21 protein-coding genes and 1 tRNA gene are annotated in these 26,699 nt (G+C 63.4%); 14 read left to right on the forward strand and 8 right to left on the reverse strand.

The genetic code is table 11. The features are described 5' to 3' along the window. Positions 1-222: 222 nt before the first annotated feature. The 10 genes from QTL95_RS06735 to QTL95_RS06780 all read left to right on the forward strand — a co-directional run bounded on the left by QTL95_RS06735 (position 223) and on the right by QTL95_RS06780 (position 8,521). A tRNA-Met gene (locus QTL95_RS06735) sits at positions 223-299 on the forward strand. A gap of 323 nt (positions 300-622) precedes the next feature. Continuing rightward, on the forward strand, positions 623-2,062 hold the full coding sequence (locus QTL95_RS06740) for a GntP family permease (protein ID WP_289719212.1): 1,440 nt from the start codon (positions 623-625) through the stop codon (positions 2,060-2,062). Between the two features lie 125 nt (positions 2,063-2,187). Continuing rightward, complete coding sequence (locus tag QTL95_RS06745; protein ID WP_289719213.1) at positions 2,188-2,766, forward strand: HupE/UreJ family protein; 579 nt, start codon at positions 2,188-2,190, stop codon at positions 2,764-2,766. A gap of 81 nt (positions 2,767-2,847) precedes the next feature. Beyond that, positions 2,848-3,531, forward strand: a complete 684-nt coding sequence (locus QTL95_RS06750) for an urease accessory protein UreF (RefSeq protein WP_289719214.1) — start codon at positions 2,848-2,850, stop codon at positions 3,529-3,531. A 62-nt stretch (positions 3,532-3,593) separates the two neighbouring features. Then, positions 3,594-4,139 carry a YqhA family protein gene (locus QTL95_RS06755; protein ID WP_289719215.1) on the forward strand — a complete coding sequence of 182 codons (546 nt, stop codon included), beginning with the start codon at positions 3,594-3,596 and terminating at the stop codon, positions 4,137-4,139. Between the two features lie 151 nt (positions 4,140-4,290). After that, positions 4,291-5,049 carry an urease accessory protein UreD gene (locus QTL95_RS06760; protein WP_289719216.1) on the forward strand — a complete coding sequence of 253 codons (759 nt, stop codon included), beginning with the start codon at positions 4,291-4,293 and terminating at the stop codon, positions 5,047-5,049. Between the two features lie 24 nt (positions 5,050-5,073). Next, the gene (gene ureA / locus QTL95_RS06765) at positions 5,074-5,376 is read left to right on the forward strand and encodes an urease subunit gamma (protein WP_289719217.1); all 303 of its coding nucleotides are present in this window, start codon (positions 5,074-5,076) and stop codon (positions 5,374-5,376) included. A 9-nt stretch (positions 5,377-5,385) separates the two neighbouring features. After that, positions 5,386-5,691 (forward strand): urease subunit beta, encoded by a 306-nt coding sequence (locus tag QTL95_RS06770; protein ID WP_289719218.1) that lies wholly within the window; start codon positions 5,386-5,388, stop codon positions 5,689-5,691. A 9-nt stretch (positions 5,692-5,700) separates the two neighbouring features. After that, a complete protein-coding gene (ureC, locus tag QTL95_RS06775; protein ID WP_442981264.1) occupies positions 5,701-7,404 on the forward strand; it encodes an urease subunit alpha in 1,704 nt (567 codons plus the stop codon). Positions 7,405-7,507: 103 nt separating this feature from the next. Further along, positions 7,508-8,521 carry an urea transporter gene (locus QTL95_RS06780; protein WP_289719220.1) on the forward strand — a complete coding sequence of 338 codons (1,014 nt, stop codon included), beginning with the start codon at positions 7,508-7,510 and terminating at the stop codon, positions 8,519-8,521. Positions 8,522-8,536: 15 nt separating this feature from the next. On the opposite strand, the gene QTL95_RS06785 is transcribed toward QTL95_RS06780, so the two are convergent. The 6 genes from QTL95_RS06785 to QTL95_RS06810 form a co-directional block, all read right to left on the reverse strand. Beyond that, the gene (locus tag QTL95_RS06785; RefSeq protein ID WP_289719221.1) at positions 8,537-11,683 is read right to left on the reverse strand and encodes an efflux RND transporter permease subunit; all 3,147 of its coding nucleotides are present in this window, start codon (positions 11,681-11,683) and stop codon (positions 8,537-8,539) included. Continuing rightward, the gene (locus QTL95_RS06790; protein ID WP_289719222.1) at positions 11,680-12,816 is read right to left on the reverse strand and encodes an efflux RND transporter periplasmic adaptor subunit; all 1,137 of its coding nucleotides are present in this window, start codon (positions 12,814-12,816) and stop codon (positions 11,680-11,682) included. Before QTL95_RS06790 ends, QTL95_RS06785 begins: the two co-directional genes overlap by 4 nt. A gap of 258 nt (positions 12,817-13,074) precedes the next feature. Next, positions 13,075-14,130 carry a helix-turn-helix domain-containing protein gene (locus QTL95_RS06795; protein ID WP_289719223.1) on the reverse strand — a complete coding sequence of 352 codons (1,056 nt, stop codon included), beginning with the start codon at positions 14,128-14,130 and terminating at the stop codon, positions 13,075-13,077. Positions 14,131-14,226: 96 nt separating this feature from the next. Then, positions 14,227-15,132: a helix-turn-helix domain-containing protein gene (locus QTL95_RS06800; RefSeq protein WP_289719224.1), complete on the reverse strand. Its 906-nt coding sequence runs from the start codon at positions 15,130-15,132 to the stop codon at positions 14,227-14,229. 364 nt (positions 15,133-15,496) lie between these two features. Next, positions 15,497-16,942 carry a metal-dependent hydrolase family protein gene (locus QTL95_RS06805; RefSeq protein ID WP_289719225.1) on the reverse strand — a complete coding sequence of 482 codons (1,446 nt, stop codon included), beginning with the start codon at positions 16,940-16,942 and terminating at the stop codon, positions 15,497-15,499. A 109-nt stretch (positions 16,943-17,051) separates the two neighbouring features. Beyond that, positions 17,052-18,881 (reverse strand): SLC13 family permease, encoded by a 1,830-nt coding sequence (locus tag QTL95_RS06810; protein ID WP_289719226.1) that lies wholly within the window; start codon positions 18,879-18,881, stop codon positions 17,052-17,054. Positions 18,882-19,240: 359 nt separating this feature from the next. On the opposite strand from QTL95_RS06810, the gene QTL95_RS06815 reads away from it, so the two are divergent. The 3 genes from QTL95_RS06815 (at position 19,241) to QTL95_RS06825 (ending at position 22,972) form a co-directional block, all read left to right on the forward strand. Continuing rightward, complete coding sequence (locus QTL95_RS06815; protein WP_442981265.1) at positions 19,241-21,052, forward strand: SLC13 family permease; 1,812 nt, start codon at positions 19,241-19,243, stop codon at positions 21,050-21,052. A 201-nt stretch (positions 21,053-21,253) separates the two neighbouring features. Further along, positions 21,254-22,303 carry an AI-2E family transporter gene (locus QTL95_RS06820; RefSeq protein WP_289719228.1) on the forward strand — a complete coding sequence of 350 codons (1,050 nt, stop codon included), beginning with the start codon at positions 21,254-21,256 and terminating at the stop codon, positions 22,301-22,303. Positions 22,304-22,474: 171 nt separating this feature from the next. Then, a complete protein-coding gene (locus tag QTL95_RS06825) occupies positions 22,475-22,972 on the forward strand; it encodes a DUF1269 domain-containing protein (protein ID WP_289719229.1) in 498 nt (165 codons plus the stop codon). 58 nt (positions 22,973-23,030) lie between these two features. Here the strand turns inward: QTL95_RS06825 and QTL95_RS06830 are convergent, their stop codons facing one another. Further along, positions 23,031-23,684, reverse strand: a complete 654-nt coding sequence (locus QTL95_RS06830) for a dihydrofolate reductase family protein (RefSeq protein ID WP_289719230.1) — start codon at positions 23,682-23,684, stop codon at positions 23,031-23,033. Positions 23,685-23,920: 236 nt separating this feature from the next. On the opposite strand from QTL95_RS06830, the gene QTL95_RS06835 reads away from it, so the two are divergent. Next, complete coding sequence (locus tag QTL95_RS06835; protein WP_289719231.1) at positions 23,921-24,874, forward strand: hypothetical protein; 954 nt, start codon at positions 23,921-23,923, stop codon at positions 24,872-24,874. Positions 24,875-24,895: 21 nt separating this feature from the next. Here the strand turns inward: QTL95_RS06835 and QTL95_RS06840 are convergent, their stop codons facing one another. Next, entirely contained in the window at positions 24,896-26,659 is a 1,764-nt protein-coding gene (locus QTL95_RS06840) for a hypothetical protein (protein WP_289719232.1), read from the reverse strand. Positions 26,660-26,699: the final 40 nt, after the last annotated feature.

Raw genomic sequence — 26,699 nt, forward strand, 5'->3', positions numbered from 1 at the left:
AACATCGGGCCGCGAAAGCGGCCTTTTGCTTTTTGCTGGTTCGAACATACAGAATGAAACTTCGACGCACCTGATCTATAATGGTGCGTCCCTTACAGGACACAAATCCAGAGGATTTGCGTCCGGCAGAAGGCATAACCGCTTCGCGGTTACGCCGCCGCGCCATTCGGCAAAGCCGAATGCGCAACACCGGATAAGCCGCATAGCGGCTTACTTAGAGGACGCGGGGTGGAGCAGCCCGGTAGCTCGTCAGGCTCATAACCTGAAGGCCGCAGGTTCAAATCCTGCCCCCGCAACCAATCTTTCCAAGCACAACGACACTCAAAAAGCCCCGCAAGGGGCTTTTGGCGTTTGGGGGGGCAAGGCGGGGATGGGCGACCGTTAGAACGCGGTGCTGTTTCATGATTGGTACTGCGTCCCATGACGTGCGCATGGTGTCCATTTTTCGCGCCGGGCGGGGACTTTGCCCGCGCGGCCTGTCGACTCATCGGCGGGCGTGGTTCATGGAAATCCTGGAATGATCACGGCAAGCCGGTCTCGTTTCATTCGCGCGGTGGCCGACTGACCGGAATTGCGAAGCACGACGTGCCGCCGAAAAGGGCGGGATCGAGAGGCGGAGGCGATGGGGCTGTTTGGAATTCTGCTGGGTCTCGGCCTGCTGATGTGGTTCGCCTATCGCGGATGGAGCGTGCTGCTGCTCGCGCCGGCTGCGGCTCTTGTCGTTGCGGCCATCTCGGGCCAGCCGCTTCTTGCGAACTGGACGTCGACCTTCATGAACGGGACGGCGCGGTTCGTGACGCAATGGTTCCCGATGTTCCTGCTCGGCGGCATCTTCGGCAAGATGATGGATGACAGCGGCTCGATCACCTCGATCGCCCGTTTCCTCACCGAGCGGCTGGGCGTCAAGCGAACCATGCTCTCGGTCGTGCTGGCATCGGCCGTCGTCACCTATGGCGGCGTCAGCGTGTTCGTCGCCTTCTTCGTGCTCGTGCCCATGGCGCGGGAGATGTTTCGCGCGGCGAACATTCCGGCCAGATTGATGCCGGCGGCGATCGGCCTCGGCGCCTTTACCTTTACCATGTCGGCGATGCCCGGCACGCCATCGACCAACAACGCCATTCCGATGCCCTACTTCGGCACGACCACCTTCGCGGCACCCGGCCTTGGCATCATCGCCTCGATCATCACCTTCGTTTTCGGCATGTGGTGGCTGGCGCGCATCGAGCAGAAGGCACGTGCCGCCGGAGAGGGATATGTCGATGATGGAGAAACGCCCGTCGTCATCAGCGAAAAGGTCCGCGAGCAGGCAACGACATCCGGCGACTTCGATCCGAACGAGTTGACCCATGGCCAAAAAAGCGACAGCGCACCGAGTTTCGCCTATGCGATCCTGCCTCTGATCGTCGTCATCTTCGTCAACTTCCTGATGGCCCTGGTGGTGTTGCCGAGAATCGACTTTTCCCGGGCCGAGGCCCTGCTCGGGATCAGCATAACCTCGACGCTTGGCGTGTGGGCGGTTCTCATCGCGCTCGCGGCGGCGATCATAGCCGTCATCGCGGTGAATTATGGCCGGCTGGGAGGGTTGCGCGAAAGTCTCGATGCCGGCGCGAACTCTGCCGTCCTGCCGATCATGACGGTTGCGAGCCTGGTCGGCTTCGGCGCCGTCGTGGCGGCCATGCCGGCGTTCAATGTCGTGCGCGACGCTGTCCTGCAGATCCCGGGCGGGCCCCTGGTGTCGCTCGTGGTCGCGATGAACGCGCTGGCGGGGCTGACAGGCACCGCGTCGGGAGGCATGGCGATCGCGCTCAACGCGCTCGGCGGGGAATATATGCGCATGGCGGCGGAACACGGCATCGATCCCGCGCTGATGCATCGCCTGACGACCATCAGCGCCGGCACGCTCGATGCCCTGCCGCACAACGGCACCGTGCTGCTGCTTTTGCAGATCAGCAAGCAGACGCACGCGGGAAGCTATTTCGACATGGTGATGACGGTGATTGTCGGCGTCATCATCTCGCTTGTGGCGGTCTTCGTGCTGGGGTCGATGTTCGGCTCCTTCTGAGCAGGCCGCGGCGGGCCGAACGCCCGACCGGACTTCAAGGCGCGGCGCCGGACGGATTGCCGGACGCGCGCGGGATGTCTGGCCGATTTCAAGGGTTTCTACTCGAACAGCAAGGAGGCTGTGTCATGAAGAAAGTGTCCGCTCTCATCCTCGTCCCGCTGCTGATGACAGGCACGCCGGCATTCGCGCATGTCGGTCACGGCGACCACGCCACGCTGGTCTCGGGGTTCCTGCATCCACTTTCGGGCGCCGATCATCTTCTCGCGATGATCGCGGTCGGTCTGGCGGCGGCGATGCTCGGAGGCCGCGCGCTCATCGCCCTTCCCGCGACCTTCGTCGCGGTCATGCTGCTCGGTTTCATCGCGGCGCTTGCCGGCGTGCAGGTGCCTCTGGTCGAGCCGATGATTCTGGCCTCGTCGATCGTCATCGGCCTGTCGGTTCTGGTCGCCCGCCCGACGTCGCCGGTGCTCGTCGGCCTTGTCGTCGGCGGTTTCGCGTTTTTCCACGGGCATGCGCATGGCACCGAGTTCGCCGGAGAGAGCGCTGCGGTTTTCGGCGCCGGGTTCGCCGCTGCGACGATGCTGCTGCATGCGGTGGGCATCGGTGCCGGTATCGCCGTCGGACGCCTGACACGGGGCACGACGGCTTTGCGCGTTGCCGGCGGCGCCACCGCGCTGGGGGGCGTGTTGTTGCTCGCGGGCTGAATTCCGGCCCGCTTGCCGATGCATGGGATGCCGCGGGCCCGCGCTTCGTGCCGGGCTTCCGCTTCGTACCGGGAGAGTTAGGTGACGTCGCAACAGACATCCGTCGGCCTGCCCATTCAGCTCTTGCGGCTGGTCAGCCCAAGCCAGCCGGTCGGCGCGTTCGCGTATTCGCGCGGGCTCGAATGGGCTACCCACGACAGGATCGTTCGCGACGAGGCGACCGCCTCCGCCTGGATATTCGGCTTCATCGAGCACAGCTACGCGGTCTGCGACGCGGCGCTCTTCCTGCGCATGGCTCAGGCGTTGAAGGACGGCGACCCGGCGGCGTTCCTCAAGGCAGACGCATGGCTGTCGGCGGCGCGGGAGAGCCGGGAGCTGGAATTCGAGGACAAGCAGATGGCCGGGGCGATGGTCAAGGTGCTTTGTGACCTCGGCGTCGTTGGTGCTTTGCCCTTCAGGGACACGCGGTTGACCTACCCGGCGGCCTTCGCTCTTGCGGCCAGTCACTGGAACATCCCGGCGGCCGATGCGCTGCGCGGGCTGTTGTGGAGCACCGTGGAGGCGCAGGTCTCGGCCGCCATCCGGCTGGTTCCCCTCGGACATACCTCCGGCCAGCGTCTCCTCATCGCGGCGGCGGAGATCATCGAGCGGGCGGCCCGAAAGGCGGAAGCCACGGGGGATGACGACATCGGCAATGCCGCGCCGGCGATGGCGATGGCGAGCGCATGGCACGAGACGCAATACAGCCGGCTGTTTCGCTCCTAGGCGCGTTGGCGCCGAGCAGCAAAACTATTCGAACACTCGAACAAACCAGGGAGGGCAGTGCATTGGTTTCCTTGTTCCGCGGTCTCCGGTCGGTTCTGATCCTTGCGGCTGCCGGTGTGCTGTTCGGCGCTTTCCTGATGTTCTGGGAAGCGATCCTGATGCTCTGGGACAGTTTCCGGATGGCACGTCTCGATCCGGATATGTCCGTTATCGTTGCGGTCTTGCGAGCGACCGACAAGATCCTGCTCGGCATCGTCCTGATGGTGGTCGGGTGCGGCATCGCGCTTGGGTTTGCGCTCGATATCCCGCCGGAACAGCGGTCTAGGCTGCCGCAATGGATGATCATCGATACGGTCGCGGAACTGAAGAACCTCTTCTTCCAGATGATCATCCTCTATCTGGTCGTGCACTTCGCGGCCCAGGTGGGGGAAGCGCAAACGCCTCCGCAGTGGGAGGCATTGGTGCTTCCGGTGTCGGCGCTGCTTTTGGCGGGCGCCATGAAGTTGACCGCCAGTTCACATCATCTTTCGGAAGAGACGCGCAGCGACAGGGAGCGCGGTCAGTCGGGACACCATGCCGCCGGGGTCGGCGAAGGGCGGTCTGATTGATCTTGTCGGATTCGTTGCCGGGGGAAATGCCCCGAAGCGATGTCTGGTTCGAGCCGTAATCGGCATAGGGAGAAGTGGAGCGCATGGGATGAGTGGGTGGCATGCAGAGCTGGACTTGTGGTTCGCGCCGTCGCACGGGAAGACGAGGCTCATGCGCAGGCGGCACTGCGGACCGCTTGCGGTGCAGCGCGCCTTCCATCCTGAAGGCGACGGCGCGGCACATGTCTACATCCTGCATCCGCCCGGCGGCGTGGCCGGCGGCGACGTTCTCGATATCAACTGCCACCTCGAGCCGTCGGCACGCTGCGTCCTCACGACACCCGGCGCAACGAAATTCTACCGCAGCGAGGCCGGCGAGAGCGTGCAGCGTACGAGAATCGACGTCGGCGCCGATGCGATCTGCGAGAACCTGCCGCAGGAGACCATCCTGTTCGAAGGGGCGGACGCCTCGATCAGCACGCGCGTCGATCTCGCGGAGAACGCTGCCTATGCGGGGTGGGATTTCATCAGTCTCGGCCGGCCCGCCGCCGGCGAGCGCTTCACGAGCGGGAGACTGCGGCAGCGCGTCGAAGTGTTTCGAGACGGAAAGCTCATCTGGTTCGAGCGCGTGGCGTTCTCGCATGCGCCGGAGGTGCTGGACGCGCCGGTCTTCTTCGCCGGGCGACCGATCGTCGGAACGATGGTCTATGCCGGGCCAGCGCTCGAGAACACCGTCACATATATCCGCGACCAGCTCGGCACCGATGCACACGGGGTTTTTTCCGTGAGCCAGCTCGAACGGGTGATCGTCTGCCGCTACCTCGGCCAACGCATGTCGGAAGGCAAGGCACTTTTCCTCCAGGCGTGGAGCATTCTTCGCGAGCGCGGTCTCATGAAGAAAGCCATCGCTCCCCGCATCTGGGCAACGTGAATCAGAAACGATGAGGGTAAACCCATGGAACTGCTACCGCGTGAAAAGGACAAACTGCTGATCTTCACGGCCGGCCTGCTCGCCGAGCGACGCAAGGCAAAGGGCCTTAAGCTGAACTATCCCGAGGTCGTGGCCTATATCTCGGCAGCGCTGCTGGAGGGCGCCCGCGAGGGGCGCACGGTCGCCGACCTGATGTCTTACGGCGCGACATTGCTGACCCGCGAAGAGGTCATGGAAGGCGTGCCGGAGATGATCCACGACATTCAGGTCGAGGCGACTTTTCCCGACGGAACGAAGCTCGTCACCGTCCACAACCCGATTCCATAGGAGGCAGCCATGATTCCGGGAGAATATTTTATCGAGGATGGCTCCATCGAGCTCAATGCCGACCGTCAGACCCGCAAGGTCGATGTCGCGAACTCCGGCGACAGGCCCATACAGGTGGGGTCGCACTATCATTTCTACGAGACCAACGAGGCGCTGCTGTTCGACCGCGAGGCCGCGCGCGGCTTTCGGCTGAACATTCCGGCGGGCACGGCGGTCCGTTTCGAGCCGGGCCAGGAGCGAACCGTGGAGCTCGTGGCGCTCGACGGCAAGCGTGAGGTCTACGGGTTCAACGCCAAGGTCATGGGCAAGCTGTAGGAGGCTATGATGGCAACGATCACAAGGCAGACCTATGCCGATCTCTACGGCCCCACCAAGGGCGACAGGCTTCGGCTGGCCGATACCGAACTCGTTATCGAGATCGAGGAAGACCGTACCGTTTACGGTGAGGAAGTGACCTTCGGCGGCGGCAAGGTCATCCGCGACGGCATGGGGCAGGGGCAGCGCCCCTACGCCGAGGTCGCCGACGTCGTCATCACCAATGTCATCATCATCGACTACTGGGGCATCATCAAAGCCGATGTAGGCATCAAGGACGGGCGGATCTCCGGGATCGGCAAATCGGGCAATCCCGATATCCAGCCGGGCGTCAACATCATTGTCGGCGGCGCGACGGATGTGATCGCGGGAGAAGGCAAGATCCTTACCGCCGGCGGGATCGATACGCACATCCACTTCATTGCGCCGCAGCAGGCGGAAGAAGCGCTGGCGAGCGGCACGACGACGCTCGTTGGCGGCGGCGCCGGCCCGACCGTCGGCACGCTCGCGACCACGGTGACGGCCGGTCCCTGGGCGATCCATCGCATGCTGGAGGCGGCGGAAGCGCTGCCGATCAATGTCGGGCTGCTCGGAAAAGGCAATGTCAGCCTGCCCGACCCGCTGCGCGAGCAGGTCCGCGCCGGCGTCGTCGGCTTGAAGCTTCACGAGGACTGGGGCACGACGCCGGCGGCGATCGACAATTGCCTGACGGTTGCCGACGAGATGGACGTTCAGGTCGCGCTTCACAGCGATACGCTCAACGAGAGCGGCTTCGTACGCGACACCTTCGCGGCCATGAAAGGACGCACGATCCACAGCTTCCACACCGAGGGCGCCGGCGGCGGCCACGCGCCTGATATCATCACGGCGGCGGGCGAGGAGAATGTCCTCCCATCGTCCACCAACCCGACAAGGCCCTACACCATCAACACGGTCGACGAGCACCTCGACATGCTGATGGTCTGCCACCATCTCAGCCCGCAAATTCCGGAAGACGTCGCATTCGCGGAGTCGCGCATCCGGCGCGAGACGATTGCGGCCGAAGACATTCTCCACGACCTCGGCGTGTTTTCGATGATGTCGTCGGATTCGCAGGCGATGGGCCGTATCGGCGAGACGACGCTGCGTTGCTGGCAGACGGCGCACAAGATGAAGGTGCAGCGCGGTCCGCTGCCTGAAGACAGTGGGCGCAACGACAATTTCCGCGTCAAGCGCTACGTCGCCAAGTACACGATCAACCCGGCTCTGACACATGGCTTTGCGCATGAGATCGGCTCTGTCCACGTCGGCAAGCGCGCCGATCTCGTGCTGTGGAAGCCGGCGTTCTTCGGGATCAAGCCGCAGCTGGTCCTGATCGGTGGCATGATCGCGATCGCTCCGATGGGCGATCCCAACGCGTCGATCTCCACGCCGCAGCCGGTTCACTACCGGCCGATGTACGGGGTGCTCGGAAGGGCGCTCGGCTCGACGGGCGTCACCTTCGTCTCGCAGGCCGCGCTCGACGACGGGATCGGCGAAAAGCTGAAGCTCTCCAAGCAGCTCGCGGCCGTCAAAGGCATGCGGACGGTGCGCAAGAAGGACATGGTGCACAACAATCTGACGCCGAAGCTGGAGGTCGACCCGCAAAACTACAATGTGCGCGTCGATGGCCAGTTGATCACCTGCGAGCCGGCGGATGTGTTGCCGATGTCGCAGCGATACTTCCTCTTCTAGGAAGCCTACAGCTCGGGCGTGAGGTCGCGCCCGGGCCGGACCAACACGCCGCGGGAACGAGGCACGCTATCGCTTCCGGGCCGAGCCGAAGGAGCTGAGATCAATGAATTTGGATCGTTTCCGTGATCATCCATCCTTGTTCTTCGTGGATTGGTCGCTGCGCGGCGTGGGCCAGGTCGTCTTTCAGAACAATCCGCTCTCGGGCCTCGTCATCCTCGCAGCACTTGCGTGGAACTCATGGATCTATGCCGCGATCTGCGTTCTCGGCGTCATTGCCAGCACGGCGACCGCGCTTGTTCTCAAGGCCGACAGGGCGGTGATGCGTGACGGGCTCTACGGTTTCAACGGTGCTCTGGTCGGGCTGGCGCTTGTCGCCTTCACCAGCGAGGATTTTCGCACAGGTGCCATCCCGTCCGTTGCCATGGTCGTCTATCTCGTTTGCGCCGCCGCCTTCACGACCATGGCTTTTGCCAGCATGGGCGCGGTTCTGGCGCCCTACAAGACCGCGCCCCTGACGATGCCTTTCGTTCTGGTCGGATGGCTGTTTCTGTTCGCGGTGCTGAAATTCGACGCGATCGATGCCGGGCCGATGGCCAAGCCCGTGTCGCCCGAACAGTTTTCCGAAGCGGTGCCTTATGTTTTTGCGACCTGGTATGAGGGGATCGGAACCTCGATCGGGCAAATATTCTTCCAGGACAACTGGATCTCCGGCTATCTCATCGTGATCGCAATTGCCTTGAACTCCCGCATCAGCGCCGCGATGGGCCTGCTTGGCGCGGTGGTCGGCACGCTGGTGGCGGCCATCTATGGCGGTCCCGAGGGCGCGGTTCGCGACGGCCTCTTCGGCTATAATTCCGCGCTGACAGCGATGGCGCTGGGCGGGGTCTTCCTGGTGCTGACCTGGCGAAGCCTGCTCTACGCGGTCTTCGGCGCCGTCATCTCCAGCTGGCTCTGGGCGTCCGTCGCGATTTTCCTCAAGCCGATCGGAATGCCGGTCCTGACTTCCACCTTCGTCCTCGTGACCTGGCTCATGCTGCTGGGGCAGGGGGCATTCAAGTCACTCGAGCCGGCGCCGGCGGGGGAGCCCGCTGCTCCCGAGGACGGCAGGGCAGGGTAGAGGCGACGGCGATCTCTATTCAGCGGCAACGTTGGTGACCGGATCGGGGGCAACGCCGAACAGCCGTTGCTTGAGCGTTTCCCGAACGGTCTGAACGACAAGGTAGAGAACCGGGATCACGACCAACCCAAGAACCGTGCCGAGAAGCAGGCCGCCGAGAACGGTGGCGCCGATCGCCTGGCGGCTGCCTGCTCCAGCGCCTGTCGCGACCACCAGCGGCACGACGCCCAAAATCGAGGCGAGCGCGGTCATCAACACGGGCCTGAACCGCTGGGACGTGGCTTCGGAGGCTGCATCCAGCGTGCTCATTCCCTCCTCGCGGCGCTCCTTGGCGAATTCGACGATCAGGATCGCATTCTTGGCCGCAAGGCCGATCAGCAACAGCATGCCGATCTGGGCGTAGATGTTGAGGTCGATGCCGCCAACAACGAGGGCGCCAAGAGCGCCGACGACCGCGACCGCGACTGACAGCATGACGGCAAGAGGCACGCTCCAGCTTTCATATTGCGCGACAAGGAAGAGATAGGTGAAGACGATGCCGGCGATGAGAATGATCACTGTCTCGTTGCCGGATTGCTGCTCCTGAAGTGCAAGCCCGGTCCATTCGAAGCCAAAGCCATCAGGCATCGTTTCATTGGCGAGGTTGCCCATGATGGCAAGGGCCTGGCCGGAGCTGGTGCCGGCAGCCGCCTGGCCGTTGATCGAGGCCGATGAAAACAAGTTGTAGCGGTTGACCGAGCTCGGCCCATAAATCGTCTCAATGGAAATCATGCTCTGAAGCGGAACGAGCGCGCCGGACTGGCTGCGCACGCGCAGGCGCTGGATGTCGTCGACGCGCTGACGGTAGGCGGGCTCGTCCTGCAGCCGCACCTGATACACCCGCGAGAAGATGTTGAAGTCGTCGACATAGGCGGATCCGAGATGGGCCTGCAATGTACTGAAGATCGCCGCCGGGGAAACGCCGTAGAGGTCGGCGCGCTTCCGGTCGATGTCGAGATAGACCTGCGGCACGTCGGCGGAGAAGGTGCTGAACACGCCGGCAAGACCGGGCGTTCGGTTCGCCTGGATGATCAGGTCGCGCATGACCTCGGCCAGCGCCTGCTGGCTCTGGCCGGCACGTGCCTGGAGGCGGAAGTCGAAGCCGCCTGTCGTGCCGAGGCCGGGGATCGCTGGCGGATTGAAAGGCACGATCGATGCCGTCGAGATGGCCGCCAGTTGCGGGCGTAGCTTGGCGATGAGCGCGAAGGCGCTCTGCTCGGTGGGGCGCTCGCTCCATGGCTCCAGCGCGGAAATGATCATGCCGCTGTTCGAGCCGCCGCCGCCCACCATGCTGACGCCGGCGATGCCGATCGTATTGGCGATCCCGGGCGTCTGCTGCAGAAGCGCGCTGACTTGCGCGATCGTCTGCTGCGTTCTCTCCAGCGAGGCCGCATTCGGCAGCTGGACGTTCATGAACAGGTATCCCTGGTCCTCGGCGGGCACGAAGCCGGTGGGGAGGACGCGGTAGAACCCGTAAATGCCGCCGATAACGGCGACGAAGAGCACGCCGGCCAACACAAGCCGCCTGGCAAACATCGTAAACAGCCCGAGATAGAAGCGGCGGGAGGCCTCCAGGCCGCTGTTCATCCGGCCGAAAAGGCCCGTCTTGCGTTCAGGGGCTGGTCTCAGGATCAGCACGCAGAGCGCCGGGCTAAGCGTCAGCGCGTTGACTGTCGAAAAGACCACCGTCACGAGGATGGTGACGGCGAACTGGCGGTAGAGTTCGCCGGTGATCCCGGCCAGGAACGCCACCGGGACGAAGAGCGCCGCGAGAACCAGCGTGGTGGCGACGATCGGCCCGGTGACCTGCTGCATGGTCGCGAGCGTCGCCTCGCGAATATCCAATCCCTTCTCACTCATCAGTCTCTGGACGTTCTCGACGACGATGATGGCGTCATCAACCACGAGGCTGATCGCCAGGATGACGGCGAAGAGCGTGATCGTATTCGCCGAATAGCCGAGCAGATAGAGAACGGCGAAGCCGCCGATCAGGGAGACCGGGATCGTCAGCGTGGGGATGACCGTTGCGCGCCAGTCCTGCAGGAAGGCGAAGACCACCGCCACGACGAGCACGAATGTGATGGCGAGCGTCACGAAGATTTCGCGGATGGTTTCCCGCACGAAGGAGGTCGTGTCGAAGACGAGCGTATAGGCGACGTCATCGGGGAATTGCTTGGAAAGCCGCTCGACTTCGCCGAGCACGGCGTTCGAGACCGCGAGCGCATTGGCGTCGGATGCCTGATAGACGACCACGGTCGCGCTGGGACGGCCGTTCAGCGTCGAGGCCGTGTCGTAGGACTGGGCGCCGAGCTCCACGCGCGCGACGTCGCGCAGCCGGACAACGCCGCCGTCTCGGTTGCTGCGAACGATGATGTTGCCGAACTCGGCAGCATCGGCCAGCCGTCCGCGCGCCGTCACCGTAAGCTGCAATTGCTGCCCGGTCATCGCCGGCGGTGAGCCGATCTGTCCTGCTGATGCCTGGGCATTCTGCGCCTGAATGACCGACATGAGATCGGCGGCGGTGACGCCAAGCGCCTCCATGCGATCCGGCTTCATCCAGATGCGCATGCTGTAGGTCGGCCCGAACACCGCAGCTTCACCAACGCCGGGAAGGCGGGAGATGGCGTCACGAATGTTGATCGTCGCGTAGTTGCTGATGAAGACTTCGTCTCGCGTGCCTTTCGGCGAATAGAGCGCCAGACCGAGCAGCATGCTGGACGAGCGGCTGCGCACCGTCACGCCCGCCTGCGTCACGGCGGCGGGAAGGCGGGGGGTCGCAAGCGCGAGCCGGTTCTGGACGTTGACCTGGGCGATGGCAGGATCGGTCCCGGCCTCGAAAGTGACGGTCAGGCTGTAGGTGCCGTTGTCGGAGCTCGACGAGGACATATACATCATGCCTTCGACGCCGTTCACCTGCTCTTCGATCGGTGCGCCGACGCTGTCGGTCATCACTTGCGCGTTTGCCCCCGGGTAGCTGGCGGTGACCTGGACTTCCGGTGGCGTAATCTGCGGAAACTGTGCGACCGGGATTTGCAGAAGCGCGACCGCGCCGGCGATGAGCATGACGACCGCGATCACCATGGCAAAGCGCGGACGGCCGATGAATGGAGCGGAAATGTTCATTTCGACACCGCCGGCTGTGATGCGTCCTTGTCGGCGATGATCTCGACTGCGGATCCCTCGGTGACGTTCTGGAGCCCCTCGATGATGACGTTTTCACCACCTTTCAGTCCGTCCTCGACGATCCAGCTTCCCTCTCTTTGTTCGGATACGCTGATCCTGCGTTCCTCGGCTTTCTTCTCCGGCGTGACCAGCATGACGTACTTGCCCTCGCGGTCTTGCTGCACCGCGCCCAGCGGAACCGTGGGACGCTCCTTCCGCGCGGTTTCGGAGACGACGACGGTGACGAACTGGCCCGGGATCAGAATGAAATCGCCGTTTGGAAAGACCGAACGGACCGCGAGCGTTCCCGTGCCTTCGTCGACCTCGTTTCCGAGGAAGGCGATGGGTGCGTCTTGCGCATAGATTTGTCCGTTGGACAGCCTCAGACGCGTTCGATAGCGCTGGGCCAACTCATCCTTGCTCACGTTGCCCGCGGCTTCCCGAAGATCCAGAAGCGCACGGTCGCTCACCGAAAAGACGATCCTGACGGGATCCATCTGCACGACGCGCGCCAATGCAGGTGAAGCGGTGGTCACGAAGCTGCCGGGGGAGAAGGCCGCAGTTCCGATACGGCCCTTCAAGGGAGAGATGATGCGGCTGTAGCTGAGATTGAGCTCTGCCTGCTTTACGGCGGCTTCCGCGGATTGGAGGTTGGCCGCGGCGGTGTCTCGCGCGGTTTCGCTCTGTTCGACCGTTGCGCGGGCAACGGTCTGGTTGAGGGACTGGTTGCGCACCATCTGTCGCTCGGCGTCGAGCAGCGTCGCCTTGGCGCGCGCGAGATTGGCGTTTGCATCGGCAAGCGCGATGTCGAGCGCCCGGCTGTCGATCTGAAAGAGCTCCTGCCCCTCGTCGACCACGGCCCCTTCCTCGAACAGTCGTTCGTCGATGAAACCGTCGATCCGGGACCTGATGTCGACAGCGTTCAGGGCTTCGACGCGTCCGACGAATTCGTGTTTCGGTGAGACGTCTTCGAGCGCGACGGTCATCGTTGCGACTTTCGGAACATCTTCGGCACGTGCCGGAGCCGAGAAGACCGGCGAGACCACCATCAGCGGCACGAAAAGGGCAATGGAAAATCGGTCGGAAAATTGCATTCGCGGTACTCCGAAAACGCCAATAGCCACTGGCGCAGCGGCGGACTGTCGCCTGCCTGCGAGCGCAGCCTCCGGAGCATATTTCCGTGCGGCGCAGGCCGGAAAGCGAAAACAGTCCGCAAACCGCGGGTTTTATCCTCATCCGGTCAGAAATGGATGCCGTGGACAAAGTCAGGATGAACTGCACAGGATATTTCGGCGACCGCGCAGCGCGCGGGAATGGCGTTGCGGTTGCGACATCCGGCGAGAGACTCCGGATCAGGCATGTGGCATGACACAATGATTGGCCAGGACCGCGTTCAGCGACGGCGGACCGTTGCCATTCATATCGCCGCCGGAGAACGACGACAGTTCAAGACCGAGCCGCCGGCCGACCTCGCGGGCTTCCTTGGGGGTCACGCCGAATTCGCGCCGGAAGGTGCGGCTGTATGTCGAAGGATCCATGAAGCCCCATTCCTCCGCGATCAGGGAGATGGATCGCCTTTCCCTGTTGTCGGCAAGGATGTCCCTGGTGCGCAGCAGGCGTTGACGCCGGATGAAGTTGAAAATCCCGCCGCAGGGCTCGAAAATCCGGTAGAGCCGGGACCGCGAGACGTTCAGATCACGGCACAGCTTTTCCGGCGAAAGGTCGCGATCGGCGAGCTGGGCGGAGATGATCCTTTTCGCGCGTGCCATGATCACGGCATTGACCGGTTCGTCCGCCTCGACGAGATGATCGCGCGATGGTGCGATGCACGCCATCAGCAGAGAGGTGGTGGCCGTGGCGATATGTTCTACGTTCCGCTCCGTGCGCTGCGGCAGCGACTGATGCAGAAGCTGGATGTAATCGATGATCATGGGGGCCATTTCAGGGCGCACCGCAAGGTCGAAACGCTGAGAGAAGGCGAAGTCGCGCGGCAGGATGAGCGCAAGCGTGCCGTCGTCCTCGCCTTCCGCGTCGTAAGGCGCCGCAAGCGAATGCCAGTGAAATTGTCCGAGATCGGTCGTTCTTCCGTCGGGCAGCAGCTTGAGTGGGACGCTCATGATCCAGTGATCGAAGACCGGATCCTTCCTGTTGCTCCATCGCCGCCGGTAGCCGTTGCCACGATAGTCCAGCGACAGTAGCGCGAGGGGCCCCAACCGCCACACTCTCTGACGGGCCGGGAAGGCATCGTACTTGTCGCGCAGCAAGGTAATATCGACCAGACTGGCGTTCCAGGATCGGTAAAGATCGAACTGTTCGGCGGGCGGAGCGGTCGACGTGTCGATGTCGACAACGCATTTCAGCGGTGCCTGCCCAACATTGTCTTCGGCCACCGGTGCGCTGTGCTGCATGATGTCACTCTTACCCTTTGAACTGTTTGCACGAGGTCGAATTCGTGCGCTGCTGCAAAGAAAAGGCGAAGGTGCCGCAGTGCTTTCGCGAGCGAGCTACAAGCCGAGCGAATTGTTCATCAGCAGCGTATTCAGCGTGCTGACGCCGTCGATCTCATTGATGCCCGGCGAGGCGGGATGCTGAATTCCCTCCCAGCCCATTGCCCTTGCCTCCTTCGGCGACAGGCCGAACTCGCGCTTGAACATCCGGCTGTAGCTCGACGGGTCGGTGAAGCCGGAGCCTTCGGCGATCTGGGAGATCGATTGTGTGTTGGTGGCATCGGCCAGCATGCGGCGTGTCTTCAGCAAGCGCCTGCGACGGATGTAGTTCGAGATGCCGCCCGCGCGCTCGAAAATCCGGTAGAGACGCGAACGGGACACGCCGATAGCCCTGCACAAAGATTCGGGGCTCAGATCCGCGTCCGCGACCTTGGTGTCGATCATGCGAATGGCACGCGTCGTGATGACGGCATCGATCGGCGCCTGTGCCTGCACCAGTTTTTCGCAGGACGGTGAAAGCGCGGCTGCAAGCATATGGGTGGTGGCTTCGGCGATCCTTGGGACGTTGCTCAGTTTCAGATGCGCCAGATTCCGATGAAGCAGGACCAGGTAATCCGCGAGGAACTCGGCCGCATCGTCGGCGATTTCCGGATAGAGAGGCGCATCAACCGCGCCGTAAGGCAGAAAAAGCGCAATCAGGCTGCCTTCGCTTTCGCAGGCGCTGCGCGCCGCGAGATTGGCGATGCGGAGCCGGCGCCGGGGAGGATCGTTCGTCGAACTGCAGGCGCCGCTATCCTTGACGGTAACGACCCAATTGTCGACGGCGGGCTTCTTCTTGTGCTCCCAGTGCAGCGAATGCGTGGTAGGGCAATCGATCGAGGCGAATGCGATATCTGCGATCCGCCAGATTTTCTCCCGGGCTTCGAATGTTACCGTTTCACCCTGCGTCAGGGTAACGTCCATGATATCCGAATGCCACTCCTGGAAAAATTCGAAGCGTTGCGCGGCATTCACCCGCGCCGTGTCACACTCGATCGCGCTTTTCAGGGGGGTGTCCGCGACCAGCGGAGATGACCTATGCCCACATTCCACCCATGCATTCATGATATCTTCCTTGAAACTCAAGAACAACCGAGCATGAAATAGCAGTGTCGATGCTGCGTTCCGGTCGCTTGCGGGACGGCGATTGTCCCGCAGATGCAATTACGACCGTACGACGAAGGTAAGGCGCTTTCAGAACTCACTAATACAACTAGCAATTTGCAAAGAAAAGATGCTTAGTTGCCGGCTTTCCCGATTGGGATCGGGGGCGACGCGGAATCCGGGATTATGAGAGGATGTTCTTGTGCACCCGCCCGTCCTTCATGATCAGCTTGAAATTCTTCTCGGGATCCTCGAGCAGGGAGAGATCGTCGACAGGATTGCCGCCCACGACGACAAGGTCGGCGAACGAGCCTTTCTCGATGACGCCAAGCTTGCCGGGATAGGGATTTCGCATGTTGGAAAGCTCCAGCAGCTGGGCGTTCCCTGATGTAGCCATCTGCAGCACCTCGGCGTTCTGGTACCAGTTGCTGAGATGGGTCAGCATGATGTTCTGCCGCGGCCCGAGTTCCGGAGAAAAGAGCACGTCGGAGCCCCAGGCGGTCTTGATGCCGTGCTTGCGCGCATACTGGTATAGCGTCGGGGTGCCCAGGAAGATCTGTTGCGCGCGTTCCACGCCCGGTCCCGTTTGAGAGGCCGCGTCCGCCATTGTCAAGAAGGGCTGGGTGCTCAGCCATGCGCCTTTTTCGGCGATCATGATCGCCGTCTCTTCATCGATCAGATGGGCATGCTCGATACAGGTCACTCCCGCGCGCAGGGCGCGTTGAACGGCGCGGTCCGTGTAGGCATGGAGTACTATGTAGGTGTTCCAGTCCGCCGCGACGGCGACGGCCGCGCGCAGCTCCTCCTCGCTGAACGTGATCATGTCGAGCGGGCTGCGGGGCGACGAAACACCGCCGCTGCCGACGATCTTGACCTGTGAGGCACCCTGCAGAAGCTGTTCGCGTATGCGAAGCTGCAAGGCGTCTATGCCGTCGACGATGGCAGCGCCTCCGAAGAGTTCGCTGCTGCTCAGCCGGCCGCCGTCCCTCGGGATCTCGTTTGGAAGGCGCATGTCGCCGTGTCCGCCCGATGTGGTGATCATGGCGCCGGAAGGATAGATCCGCGGCCCGGGAATAAGGCCCGTATCGATCGCCTGCTTGAACGAGAAGACAGGACCGCCAAGATCGCGAACCGTCGTGAAGCCGCGCATCAGGGTGCGTTCGGCTTCCGCGGTGGATGCGGCGAAAACGATGCCCGGATCGCCACCGAGGAGCTGATTGAGCGGCACCGCGGCGAAGATGGTGTGCCAGTGCGCATCGATCAGGCCGGGAATGATCATGCCGGCCCGGCAATCGACAACGGTGGCGCGCTCGGGCGGCGGCGAGCGGGCTAGATCGACATCCGTGATCCGGCCGCCGTCCACCAGCACCTGGGCATTGTCAACCGCCTTGCCGGCCCGGCTGTCGAAGAGGCGGGCATTGGTGAGCAGGGTAGGTCCTTGTCCCGCCATTGTCTCGGCGACGCCCTGCGCGGGAAGCATGCCGGCGAAAGCAGTCGCGGCCAGCCCGGAAAGAACGCCGCGCCGGGAGAGGGCTTCCAATCGAAGGGACGCTCTCTGCAGATCCGGATTCGAGCAGCCGCAACCGGCATCGTGGACAAGGTGGCGATACTTACTTCCTGTCCGCAGCATGGGTCTTTCCTCCTGGTTTCGTTGAAACTCGGTTATGTCTTGTCCACCGCTCTTCCACGCTTCCCGATGGCATCGACGCACTGTTTCCCTGACTGCGCGTTCGATCGGCCTAGAAGGACCAGACAAGCGGAACGACGAAGACGGAAATGACGAAGAACCAGGCAAAAAGCGGCAGGCCGAGCCTCCAGTAGTCGCCGAAAGCATAGCCGCCCGGTCCCATGACCATCGCGTTGGCGGGCGAGGCGATCGGCGTCAGGAAGGCGGCCGCCGTGGCGATTGCCGTCGTCATCAACACCGGCCGGGGCGAAATGCCCATGCCCGTCGCGGCGGCGACGCCTATCGGAATCATGATCAGGGCGGTTGTCATGCTGCTGATAAGCTGGCCCAGCAGGGCGGTGAGCAGAAACAGTCCGGCCAGAAGTGCGGTGGGGCTACTGTCGCCCACGAACGCGAGAAGCTGCTTCGACACGACCTGCGCGGCGCCGGTTTCCAGCATCGCCGTGGCGAGCGGCTTCATCGCGGCGATAAGGACGATGGTGCTCCATCCGATCGCCCTGTAAGCCTGCTCCGCCGTCAGAATTCCCGAGAGGATGATGGCGCCCGCGGCAAGCATACCCGCGACCGCCGGAGGGACGATGCCGGTTGCGAGCAGAATGATCATCACGAGCAGGATCGCAGCGACCTGCTTTGCTGCTTTTCCCATCGGGACGGCTTGTCTGCGCACGAGCTCCGGCGAGCTGACGATAAGGACATCCGGGTCGCTCAGCCGGATGTCCAGTGCTTCCCAGCTCCCCTGGAGCAACATCGTATCTCCCGCCTCGAGCGGCGTCGCGGCCGGCGCCGCATCGGCCTGGATCTGATCGACGGACCTGCCGGCCCGATGGACCGCGAGAATGATGAGGTCGCCGCTCTCGGTCGTCATGCCGGGAAAGACGGTCTGCCCGACCAAGGCGGATCGGGGTGGTATGGCGACCTCCGCCAAACCCGACTGGTGATTGAAGAGGATATCGCCGGCGTTTTGCCGGTTCTCACGGAAGGACAAGTGCAGGTCCGCTGCAAAGCGCGCCGCCATATCGGGATCTCCGCCCAGGAGAAGGTGATCGCCCTCCGCCATGCACGGTCGTCGAAGCGGCCTGGCCGTATCGCCCTCCTGCACCCCCAGCAGCCGAATTCCGTCGTAGCGCAGCAGGTCGATGGCCGATGACGTCCCGCCCACGCAGGGCGACGACGCGCGAATGCGCAGGCGGTGCAAATCGCTTCCCACGCCATACTGCTCCACCAGCGTCCGGGCATGGCGGCTGAAGTCCGCGGGTATGGCGCGCCCATCCCGCCGCGGCAGCAGCCGCCCGCTGAACAGGATAATGATCAGCATGGTCCCGAGAAGAAGCGGAATGCCCGCGATGGCAAACTCGAAGACGCCGAAACCGCCTGCGCCGGCGTCGCTGCCCGCGTCTGAGACAAGCACGTTTACGGGCGTGGCTGTCAGCGCCAGCATGGAACCGGCGTGGGCGGCAAAGACGAGCGGGAGGAGGAACTGCGAGGAGTGTCGCCGCAGTCGGGTCGAAGCGATAACGACGACCGGCAGGAAAGCCGCCACGGCACCGGTGGCCCCGACGAGCATTGTAAGCAGGGCCACGAGGCCCATCATGGCAATCAGGAACCGGGTGCGATCACCCTTGCCCGCTCCCCAGAGAAGGCGTCTTCCCGCCCAGGCGGTAATGCCCGTGACCTCGAGCGCGGAAGCGACCACGTAAAGCGTCGCGATGAAGATGACCGCCGGGTCGCCGAAGCCCGCGAGCGTCTGGTCGATGTCGAGTATGCCCGACGCCCACAAGGACAGGCAGGTCAGCATGGCGACGACAACAGGGGGCAGCCTGTTCCAGACGAAAAGAACGACCGCGGCGGCGATGATCATTGCGACGAGGGCTACCGGGCTCAATCCTGCCGTCCCCTTCGAGAACCCAACACTTGAAATGGTTCGAATACACTGTCGGTTGCCAGAACATTCGGAACCCCGCGGTGATGATGGGCCGGGCAATCGGAGAAGTCATGGGCCGAGCGTCCCGAAGCTACGCAGCCTGTCCCGGAGTGGCGCGCAAGCCGCTGAATTCGCGCATTCCCGCCGAGCCGAGAATGGGACGGCCAGCTCAATTTTGGGACCTGCGGCTCATTATTAATCCAGCGGCGATTGTTAACGTGCCCAACCACGCGGCCTGTGCCGACAGCAGGCAGGGTTGCTGGAAGGGATTGGAATTTCGAGGTTTTTCGGCGGTCGGACTTGTGATCGGGGAGATGTTTTTGACGGCAATACAGAGCACGGGTCTTATCATCGCCGCGACCATCGTTCTTTTCGCATGGAACAGATTGCCCGTCATCGCGGTCGCCTGCGCGGCCGCGCTTTCGCTCTGGGCCGCGGGCCTCGTTACCCTTGAAGAGGCCTTCGCCGGCTTTGGCGATCGCGCGGTGCTGTTCATTGCCAGCCTTTTCATCGTGAGCGCCGCGCTTGAAAGAACAGGCGTGACCGCGTGGTGCGGGCAGGTCCTCATCGCCCGGGCGGGCGAGAACAACCGCATCAGGCTGCTGCTTATCCTGATGCTCGCCGTCGGCTGCCTGACATCGCTGGTCAGCGGAAGCGGCGCCGTCGCGGCATTGATGCCCGTCGCGGTGCTGGCGGCGGTTCGTCTCGGCCAATCCCCCGGGCAGCTGTTGATGCCGCTGGCCTTCTCCGCCCATGCCGGGGCAAACCTTCTGCTGACCGGATCGCCGAAGAATTTCCTCGTCTCGGAGGCGTTGGAGGATTCCGGTCGCGAAGGCTTCGGCTTTACCGAGTTCGCCTATGTGGGTGTGCCGCTCCTCGCGGGAACCGTCCTCATCGTCCTTCTTTTCGGCAAGCATCTGCTGCCCCGTCGCAGCGACGTAAAGCTGCCAGCGGATTTCAGCCAGCATGCCCAAACCCTTGTCGAACACTATGGCCTGCGCGACGGTCTTTTTCGATTGCGGATACGGAGCCGCTCTCCGCTGATCGGGATGGCGGCGGACGACATCGATCTCGGATCTGGAACCGATCTGCAACTGATGGCGGTTCAGGCTTCCGCTTCGGGCCTGCCGGTGCGTGGAAGAGCGATCACGCAGGACGACTACCTCTTGGTGCGCGGCGCCGCGTCGGCGGTGGCCGAGGCGGCGGGCCGGCTTCATCTGGCCGTTCGTGACGATGCGTCGCTGGAGGGAGGAAATCCGGTGTTCAACCGCCGGTCGGGACTGGCGGAGGTCATGATCCCTCCGCGCTCCGGCCTCATCGGGCGCCCGATGTTCCCGGGGATCGCCACGGAAAGCGGCGACCTGATCGTGCTGGCCGTGCATCGCAGAGGCGAGGAGATCGACTATGCCAGGCCGGAGCTCGAGGCGGGGGATACGATCCTTCTCGAGGGCAGTTGGGAAGCCCTGGACCTGCGCCTCGACGATCCGGATGTGCTGGTGGTCGATTCGCCCGATCTCGTTCGCCGGCAGGCGGTTCCCATGGGGCCGGGAGCAGGGGTGGCGGTGGCCACGCTCGCCGGTCTGGTGGTCATGCTGGCCTTCAACATCGTGCCGCCCGCCGTGGCCGGTGCCCTATCCGCATGCGTGCTGGTTGCCGCACGGGTTATCAGCGTCGAGCAGGCGGGCCGCGCGGTTCACTGGACGACGGTCATTCTGGTCGGGGCGATGATGCCGATCTCGACGGCGATGATGGCATCTGGCACGGCACAGTTCATAGCGGACAAACTCGTGTCGGCGGTTGGCACGGCCGGGCCGACCGCGCTTGTGGCGGGGCTTTTCCTGCTCACCGCCTTCCTGGGCCAGGTGATGAGCAACACCGCGACGACGATGCTGGTCATCCCGATCGCGATGGCCGCCGCCGCCGCCATGCATATCGAACCGCAGCCGGTGCTGATGAGCATCTGCGTCGCCGGCTCGGCCTCCTTCATGACACCGATCGCCACGACGACCAACATGATGGTCATGGGGCCGGGCGGTTACCAGTTCGGCGATTACTGGAAGCTCGGCACGCCGCTGATGGCGTGGTTCTTCATCGTGGCAGTCTTCCTGGTCCCATTGATCTGGCCATTCTGACCCGCGGTTCGGAGCCGGAAAACGCCGCGGCCGAAAGCCTCGGATGCTTCGGGCAGTGCGGTCGATAGAGACATTGCGCATGGTTTTGGGACAAGCCGCCGCTTGTCCGGCCGGCGAACTTCGCGGTTATATCCGGAAGGGGCCGATGCCGTCGATGGAACACCCATTCAAAATGACGGTACACAGGAGGTGCGTTGACGGATGAGTAGTCACAGGACGGTCGTCCCGCTCGTCATCATCGCGGCGATCGCCTCGGTATGCGCCTTGCAGCTCGCTGCCGGCGTGTTCGCGCCGGTGGCCGGCGCGCTTTTCATCATCGCGCTCGTCTGGCCGCTGCAGAGAAATCTCCAGCGCGTCCTGCCAAAGCTGCTGGCGCTTGCCCTGGTGGTCACGGTCATCGTCTTCGTCTTCCTTGCTCTCGCATCGATCGGCGCATGGGCCTTCGGACGCATCGGGCGGTCCGTCGTCGCCGATGCCGCCCGCTTTCAACTGCTGTACGGAACCCTCGTCGCGTGGCTTGAGGGGCATGGCATCATGGTCGCCGGGGTGTGGGCCGAGCATTTCAACGTCGGCTGGCTCATAAGAATGCTGCAAGGCGTGACATCCCGCCTCAATACGACGATCTCGTTCTGGATTGTCGTCGTCGTCTATGTGCTTCTGGGGCTGCTCGATACCGATACGGTCGCGCGGAATATCCGTCGGGCGGTCAGGGAGGAAGCCGCATCGGCCGTTATCGGCGGCGCGTCGCTGACGGCGGCCAAGTTGCGGCGATACATGTTCGTCCGCACCGTGATGAGCCTCATCACCGGCGGCCTGGTCTGGGGGCTTTCCGCGGCTTTCGGACTGCGCTTCGCCGCCGAATGGGGGGTAATTGCCTTTGCACTCAACTACATTCCCTTCATGGGGCCGTTCGTCGCGACACTGCTGCCGAGCGTCTATGCACTGGCGCAATTCGGATCGCCGGAAGCCGCCATACTCGTCTTTGCCGGCCTCAACGTCATACAGTTCGTGATCGGAAGCTATATCGAACCACGCGCCGCGGGATATGCGCTTGCGATGTCGCCCTTCCTGGTGCTGTTTTCAGTCTTCTTCTGGTCGTTCATATGGGGCGTGTTCGGCGCCTTCATCGGCGTGCCGATCACGATTGCCATACTGACCTTCTGCGCTCAGTTTCCCGGCACGACCTGGATAGCGGATATCCTCGGGGCACCCTCGGGCCACGAAACCGGACCTCAATCCGCCGCGCGATGAAGGGCAGGTCTCGCGCGGCGCAGGAGCGCGCCGATGAAGACCGACAGGGACTGCGCAAGAAAGAGACGGAATGCCAAGCTACGGGATTCCCCGCTAATTCCTTCGATATGTTCCGGGCTATGATTTGCGCCTGGCGGGCCTGCCCGGGTCCTTTCAATGGGAGGAGTAATCATGTCTGATCTGATCGCAATTGTTTACCCGACCGAAGCCAAGGCCGAGGACGTGCGTCAGCGCTTGTTCTCGTTGCAGAAGGAATATCTGATCAAAATGGGCGATGCCGTCATCGCCACGAAGACCGAGGCCGGCAAGATCAAGTTGAACCAGATGGTCAACACGACGGCCGCGGGCGCGGCATCCGGCAGCTTCTGGGGACTTCTCATCGGCGTGCTGTTTCTCAATCCGCTTCTTGGCGTCGCCGTCGGCGCCGCATCCGGGGCGATCGGCGGCGCCTTGACCGATGTCGGCATCAACGATGCCTTCATGAAGGAGCTGGCAAACAATCTCCAGCCCGGCAACGCGGCCTTGTTCGTGCTGATCCAGGAGATGACCGCCGACAAGGTGCTGAAAGAGATTTCGCCTTTTGGCGGCATCGTGCTCAAGACCTCCCTCGACGAAACCAAGGAGCAGGTGCTGCGTGACGCCTTGCAGAAGGCAGCCGCAGCCGGTTGAGCCGATCCTCGGGAATGCCTTGCAGCCCGGTGATGATGATCGGCGAGCCCTCGCTGCGTCAGGATGCCGGCGATTTTCTCAGGGTGAGGTGCATCGCCTTCTCGGTCGTGACGGCATCGACGACGGAAAAGCCGAGGGCGGGAAGGTCGATGTCCTTGAACATCGCCTCGCCCTTGCCGAGGACGACGGGAGAGATGGCGAAATGCATCTCGTCGATGAGCCCGGCCAGAAGATACTGGCGCACGGTGCTGACGCCGCCGCCGATCTTGACGTCGGCGTCGCCGGCGGCTTCCTTCGCCCGCCGTAATGCTTCCTCGATGCCTTCGGTGACGAAATGGAAGGTCGTGCCGCCCTCCATGACGATCGGGTCGCGTGCGTGGTGGGTGAGGACGAAGGTTGGTCTGTGATAGGGCGGGTTGTCGCCCCACCAGCCTTTCCAATCCTCGTTGGGCCACGCACCCCTGACCGGCCCGAACATGTTGCGGCCGAGGATGAAGGCGCCGAAGCCGGTGTTACCGGCGGACGCGAAGCGTTCATCGACATCCGTCGAGCCATCGTTCTTGCCGATCATGGTGCGAAAGGTTCGGGTCGGGAAAAACCACTCATGCAATTCGGTCCCGCGCTTGCCCAACGGATTCTGCAGGGATTGGTCGGGACCGGCGCCGAAACCATCGGCGGAAAGGGAAAAGGCTGCCACTCGAACTCTACTCATGATGTCCTCCGCATCGCGCATTCGCGTCGAGCCTAGACTAGAGCAAAATGCCGAAGCAACCAATTCCACGCGGCAACAGCGCATTCGACGTGCTCCTTACGTAGTGTTACGGAAGTTGTCTTCCCGCGCGCGCGGTATAACGCGAGGGCTCCTGCCAGAGCATTCCAGGAAAAGTGCGACGCGGTTTTCCGTCCGGAATTGCTCTAGGACGACCGGTCGTGTGTCGGGAGGGATCGATGGTATCGAATGACGGCGAGAGCCGCGGTCCTCTGCCGGATCGCGACACTGTCCGCGAACAGCTTGACCGTATCCTTCGGAGCGGCGAATTCCACGCGCCCGATCGCGGGCGGCAGTTCCTGCGCTATGTCGTGGAAGAGGCCCTTCAAGGGCGCGCCGATGCGCTCAACGCCCATGCCATCGCGCGCGCCGTGTTCGCGCGCGGTGCTGCCTTCGACGCGCAGAGCGATCCGGTCGTGCGGATCGAGGCGGGGCGGATCCGTCGCGCACTGGAGCGCTACTATCTGGTCTGCGGCGGCAATGATCCCGTTATCATCACCATACCGAAGGGACATTATGCGCCGAGCTTCGAACGGCGCGCGCCGGCGGGCGTCGCCGCGCCGGGTGCGGTTGCCGCAGGCGGGCGGCAATCCGCCCAAGGCGGTGATCGTCCGTTGCGCTATCGCGATCTGCTCGTGCCGGTGGGGGTACCGGCCGTGTTCGGGGCAATTGCGATCCTCGCTCTCATCCGGCCGCTCGAGTATTATCTCGGCGCCTCGCCGACATCGACCCAGACACCGTCGGCAACGGTCGAACGCACGACCGAGACAAGGATCGCCGTCGAGCCGCTCAGCGTCCTCGGGGCGCGGCCGGGTGGCGCGGAGATGGCGCGGGGTCTGAACGACCAGCTGATATCGCGACTGGCCAAGCTTGACGGGATCGTGGTGCTTGCGCCGGTGGCAAGCGTTTCGGCTCGACCTGTGGGAGTCGTCTTCAACCTGCAGGGCAATATCGCCTTCGAGGAAGAGAGCGTGCATGTCCAGGTCCGCCTGGTCAAAAGTGCCGATGGAACGGTCGTGTGGGCGAAGCGGTTCGATCAGGACGCTGCCGGCGGCAAGATGCTCGATGCGCAGGACAGGCTCTGCACGGCAATCAGCCGCGAGATTTCCGATGTCCTGAAGAAGGGCGGCTGAAAAGAACCGCCGGACCCGGCATCAGCCGGCGCTGGGCCGCGCCGGCGGATCGGTCGCAACGCCAAGCACCCGCAATCCGCTCAGGAACAGGTCCTGATCCTGCTTGCGCTGGAGGCGGAGGGCGACCTGGCTCGGGATGTCCTTCATCAAGGCAGGAGCGTGGGCGTTCAGCCAGTCCCGCTGCTGCAGCGCCTCGGCCGTCTTGCCCTCGGCGCCCAGGATCGACATCAGCACGAGGCGGTGCATCGGATTATATTCCAGGTCGGACATGCGCGACCAGAGTTCGGCGGCCTGCAGATTGCCGCGCATCTGGGCGCACAGCGCCATTCCGACCTCGTAATAGCCCTTTGGACCGGCATTCTTGTTTACCGCCGCCGAGATCAGTTCGCAGCCCGATTGCCAGTCGCCCGACATGGCCAGACGCAGGCCGTATTCTCCCGCGACTTCTGTGTCGTTGGCATTGCGGGCATAGGCCGCGGCGCCCGCCTTCAACGCCGTGTCGAGGTCGTTGGCGAAGAAGCTGACCAGCATCACCGCCTGCAGGGCACGTATATTGTTGGGGTCGATCGCCGTTGCGCGCGAGGCGGCATCGGCTGCGAGGCGCTGTGCGTCGGCGGAGGGCGGGGCGCCGAGCTTGTAGCGGAACCGCATCTCGTCGAGATAGACCAGCGAGAGCAGGGCCCAGGAGGTCGCGCTGCGCGGGAAGCGCTCCGTCGCCTGCCGAAGGCAATCACGAGCGGCCTTGTGTGTCACGAGATCCATCGTCCGCCGGTAGCTGTAATAGGCGAGCATGCAGTCATAGGCTCCGCCCTCCTCGTTCGACAACGGGCGGGCGATCTCGTCGGTGTCGCTGACGAAGATCGCTCCATAGGGCTGGGCGACGGCAATGGCGATATCCTGACCAATATCCGCCTGAGTCTGCAGAATGCTCTTGGCGCCGAGATCCGCGTCGTAATTGTTCGCCCATATCACCGTGGCGTCCGAGCGCCGGACGAGCCTGGAAATCGCCCGCAACCTGTCGCCGTCGCGCTGGATATTGCCCTGGAGCGTATAGCCCGATGCACTCCGGTAATTTGCCTTGGAGGCGTCGGCCACCACGACGATGTCGTCGAATTTCGCAAGCTGGCCGATCACCTCGTCGCGCAGTCCCTGGGCGATGTCGGATGCGTCATTATCGGAACCGTCGAACTGGAAGGTGTCGACGACGACGATCGGATCCGGCGGCGCGGCGACGGCCTGATTGCCCGGGTTCGCCAGCCGGCCGAAAAGGCCCGTTGCCAAGGCGCCCCAGACAGCGAGCGCGATGATCAGGACCGCCGCGCCTGCCATGGCGAGGCCCGAAACCGGTAGCCGGCTCGGCAGCTGGCGGCCCGGCGACGGGTCGACGGGAGCGGGCCGTGCGCCGGGCAGGGGCTGTGCCGGCGCGTATTCGAAATGCGGGACGTAGCCGCCCTTGGGTATGGTGATGATGACGGCGTCGGCGTGGCCGGCCACGAGATAGTAGCGCTCAAGCCCCCTTCGGATGCGGCCCGCCTCGATCCTCACAACGGGATCGTTCTGCGCGTCAAACGAGGTTTCCCTGCCGAAAATCTCGTTGGCGATGGTGAACGCCTTCAGGAACTGGGAGCGACCGCAAAGGGTCTCCGTCACCACGAAGCGGAAGAACTGCCTTCCGCGCTCGGGCGCGTGAAACTCATCACTGGCGAGTATCTTCTCCATCTGTTGGAGAATGTCCTCGCTTTTCGGCTCCTGCCTCCCCGACTGCTCAGCCCTTGCGATACTCATGATGCCCTCGGCACGATCACGCAAATATTATTTAGTCAGT

It is taken from the genome of Rhizobium sp. S152, assembly GCF_030380735.1.
Taxonomy (GTDB): domain Bacteria; phylum Pseudomonadota; class Alphaproteobacteria; order Rhizobiales; family Rhizobiaceae; genus Rhizobium.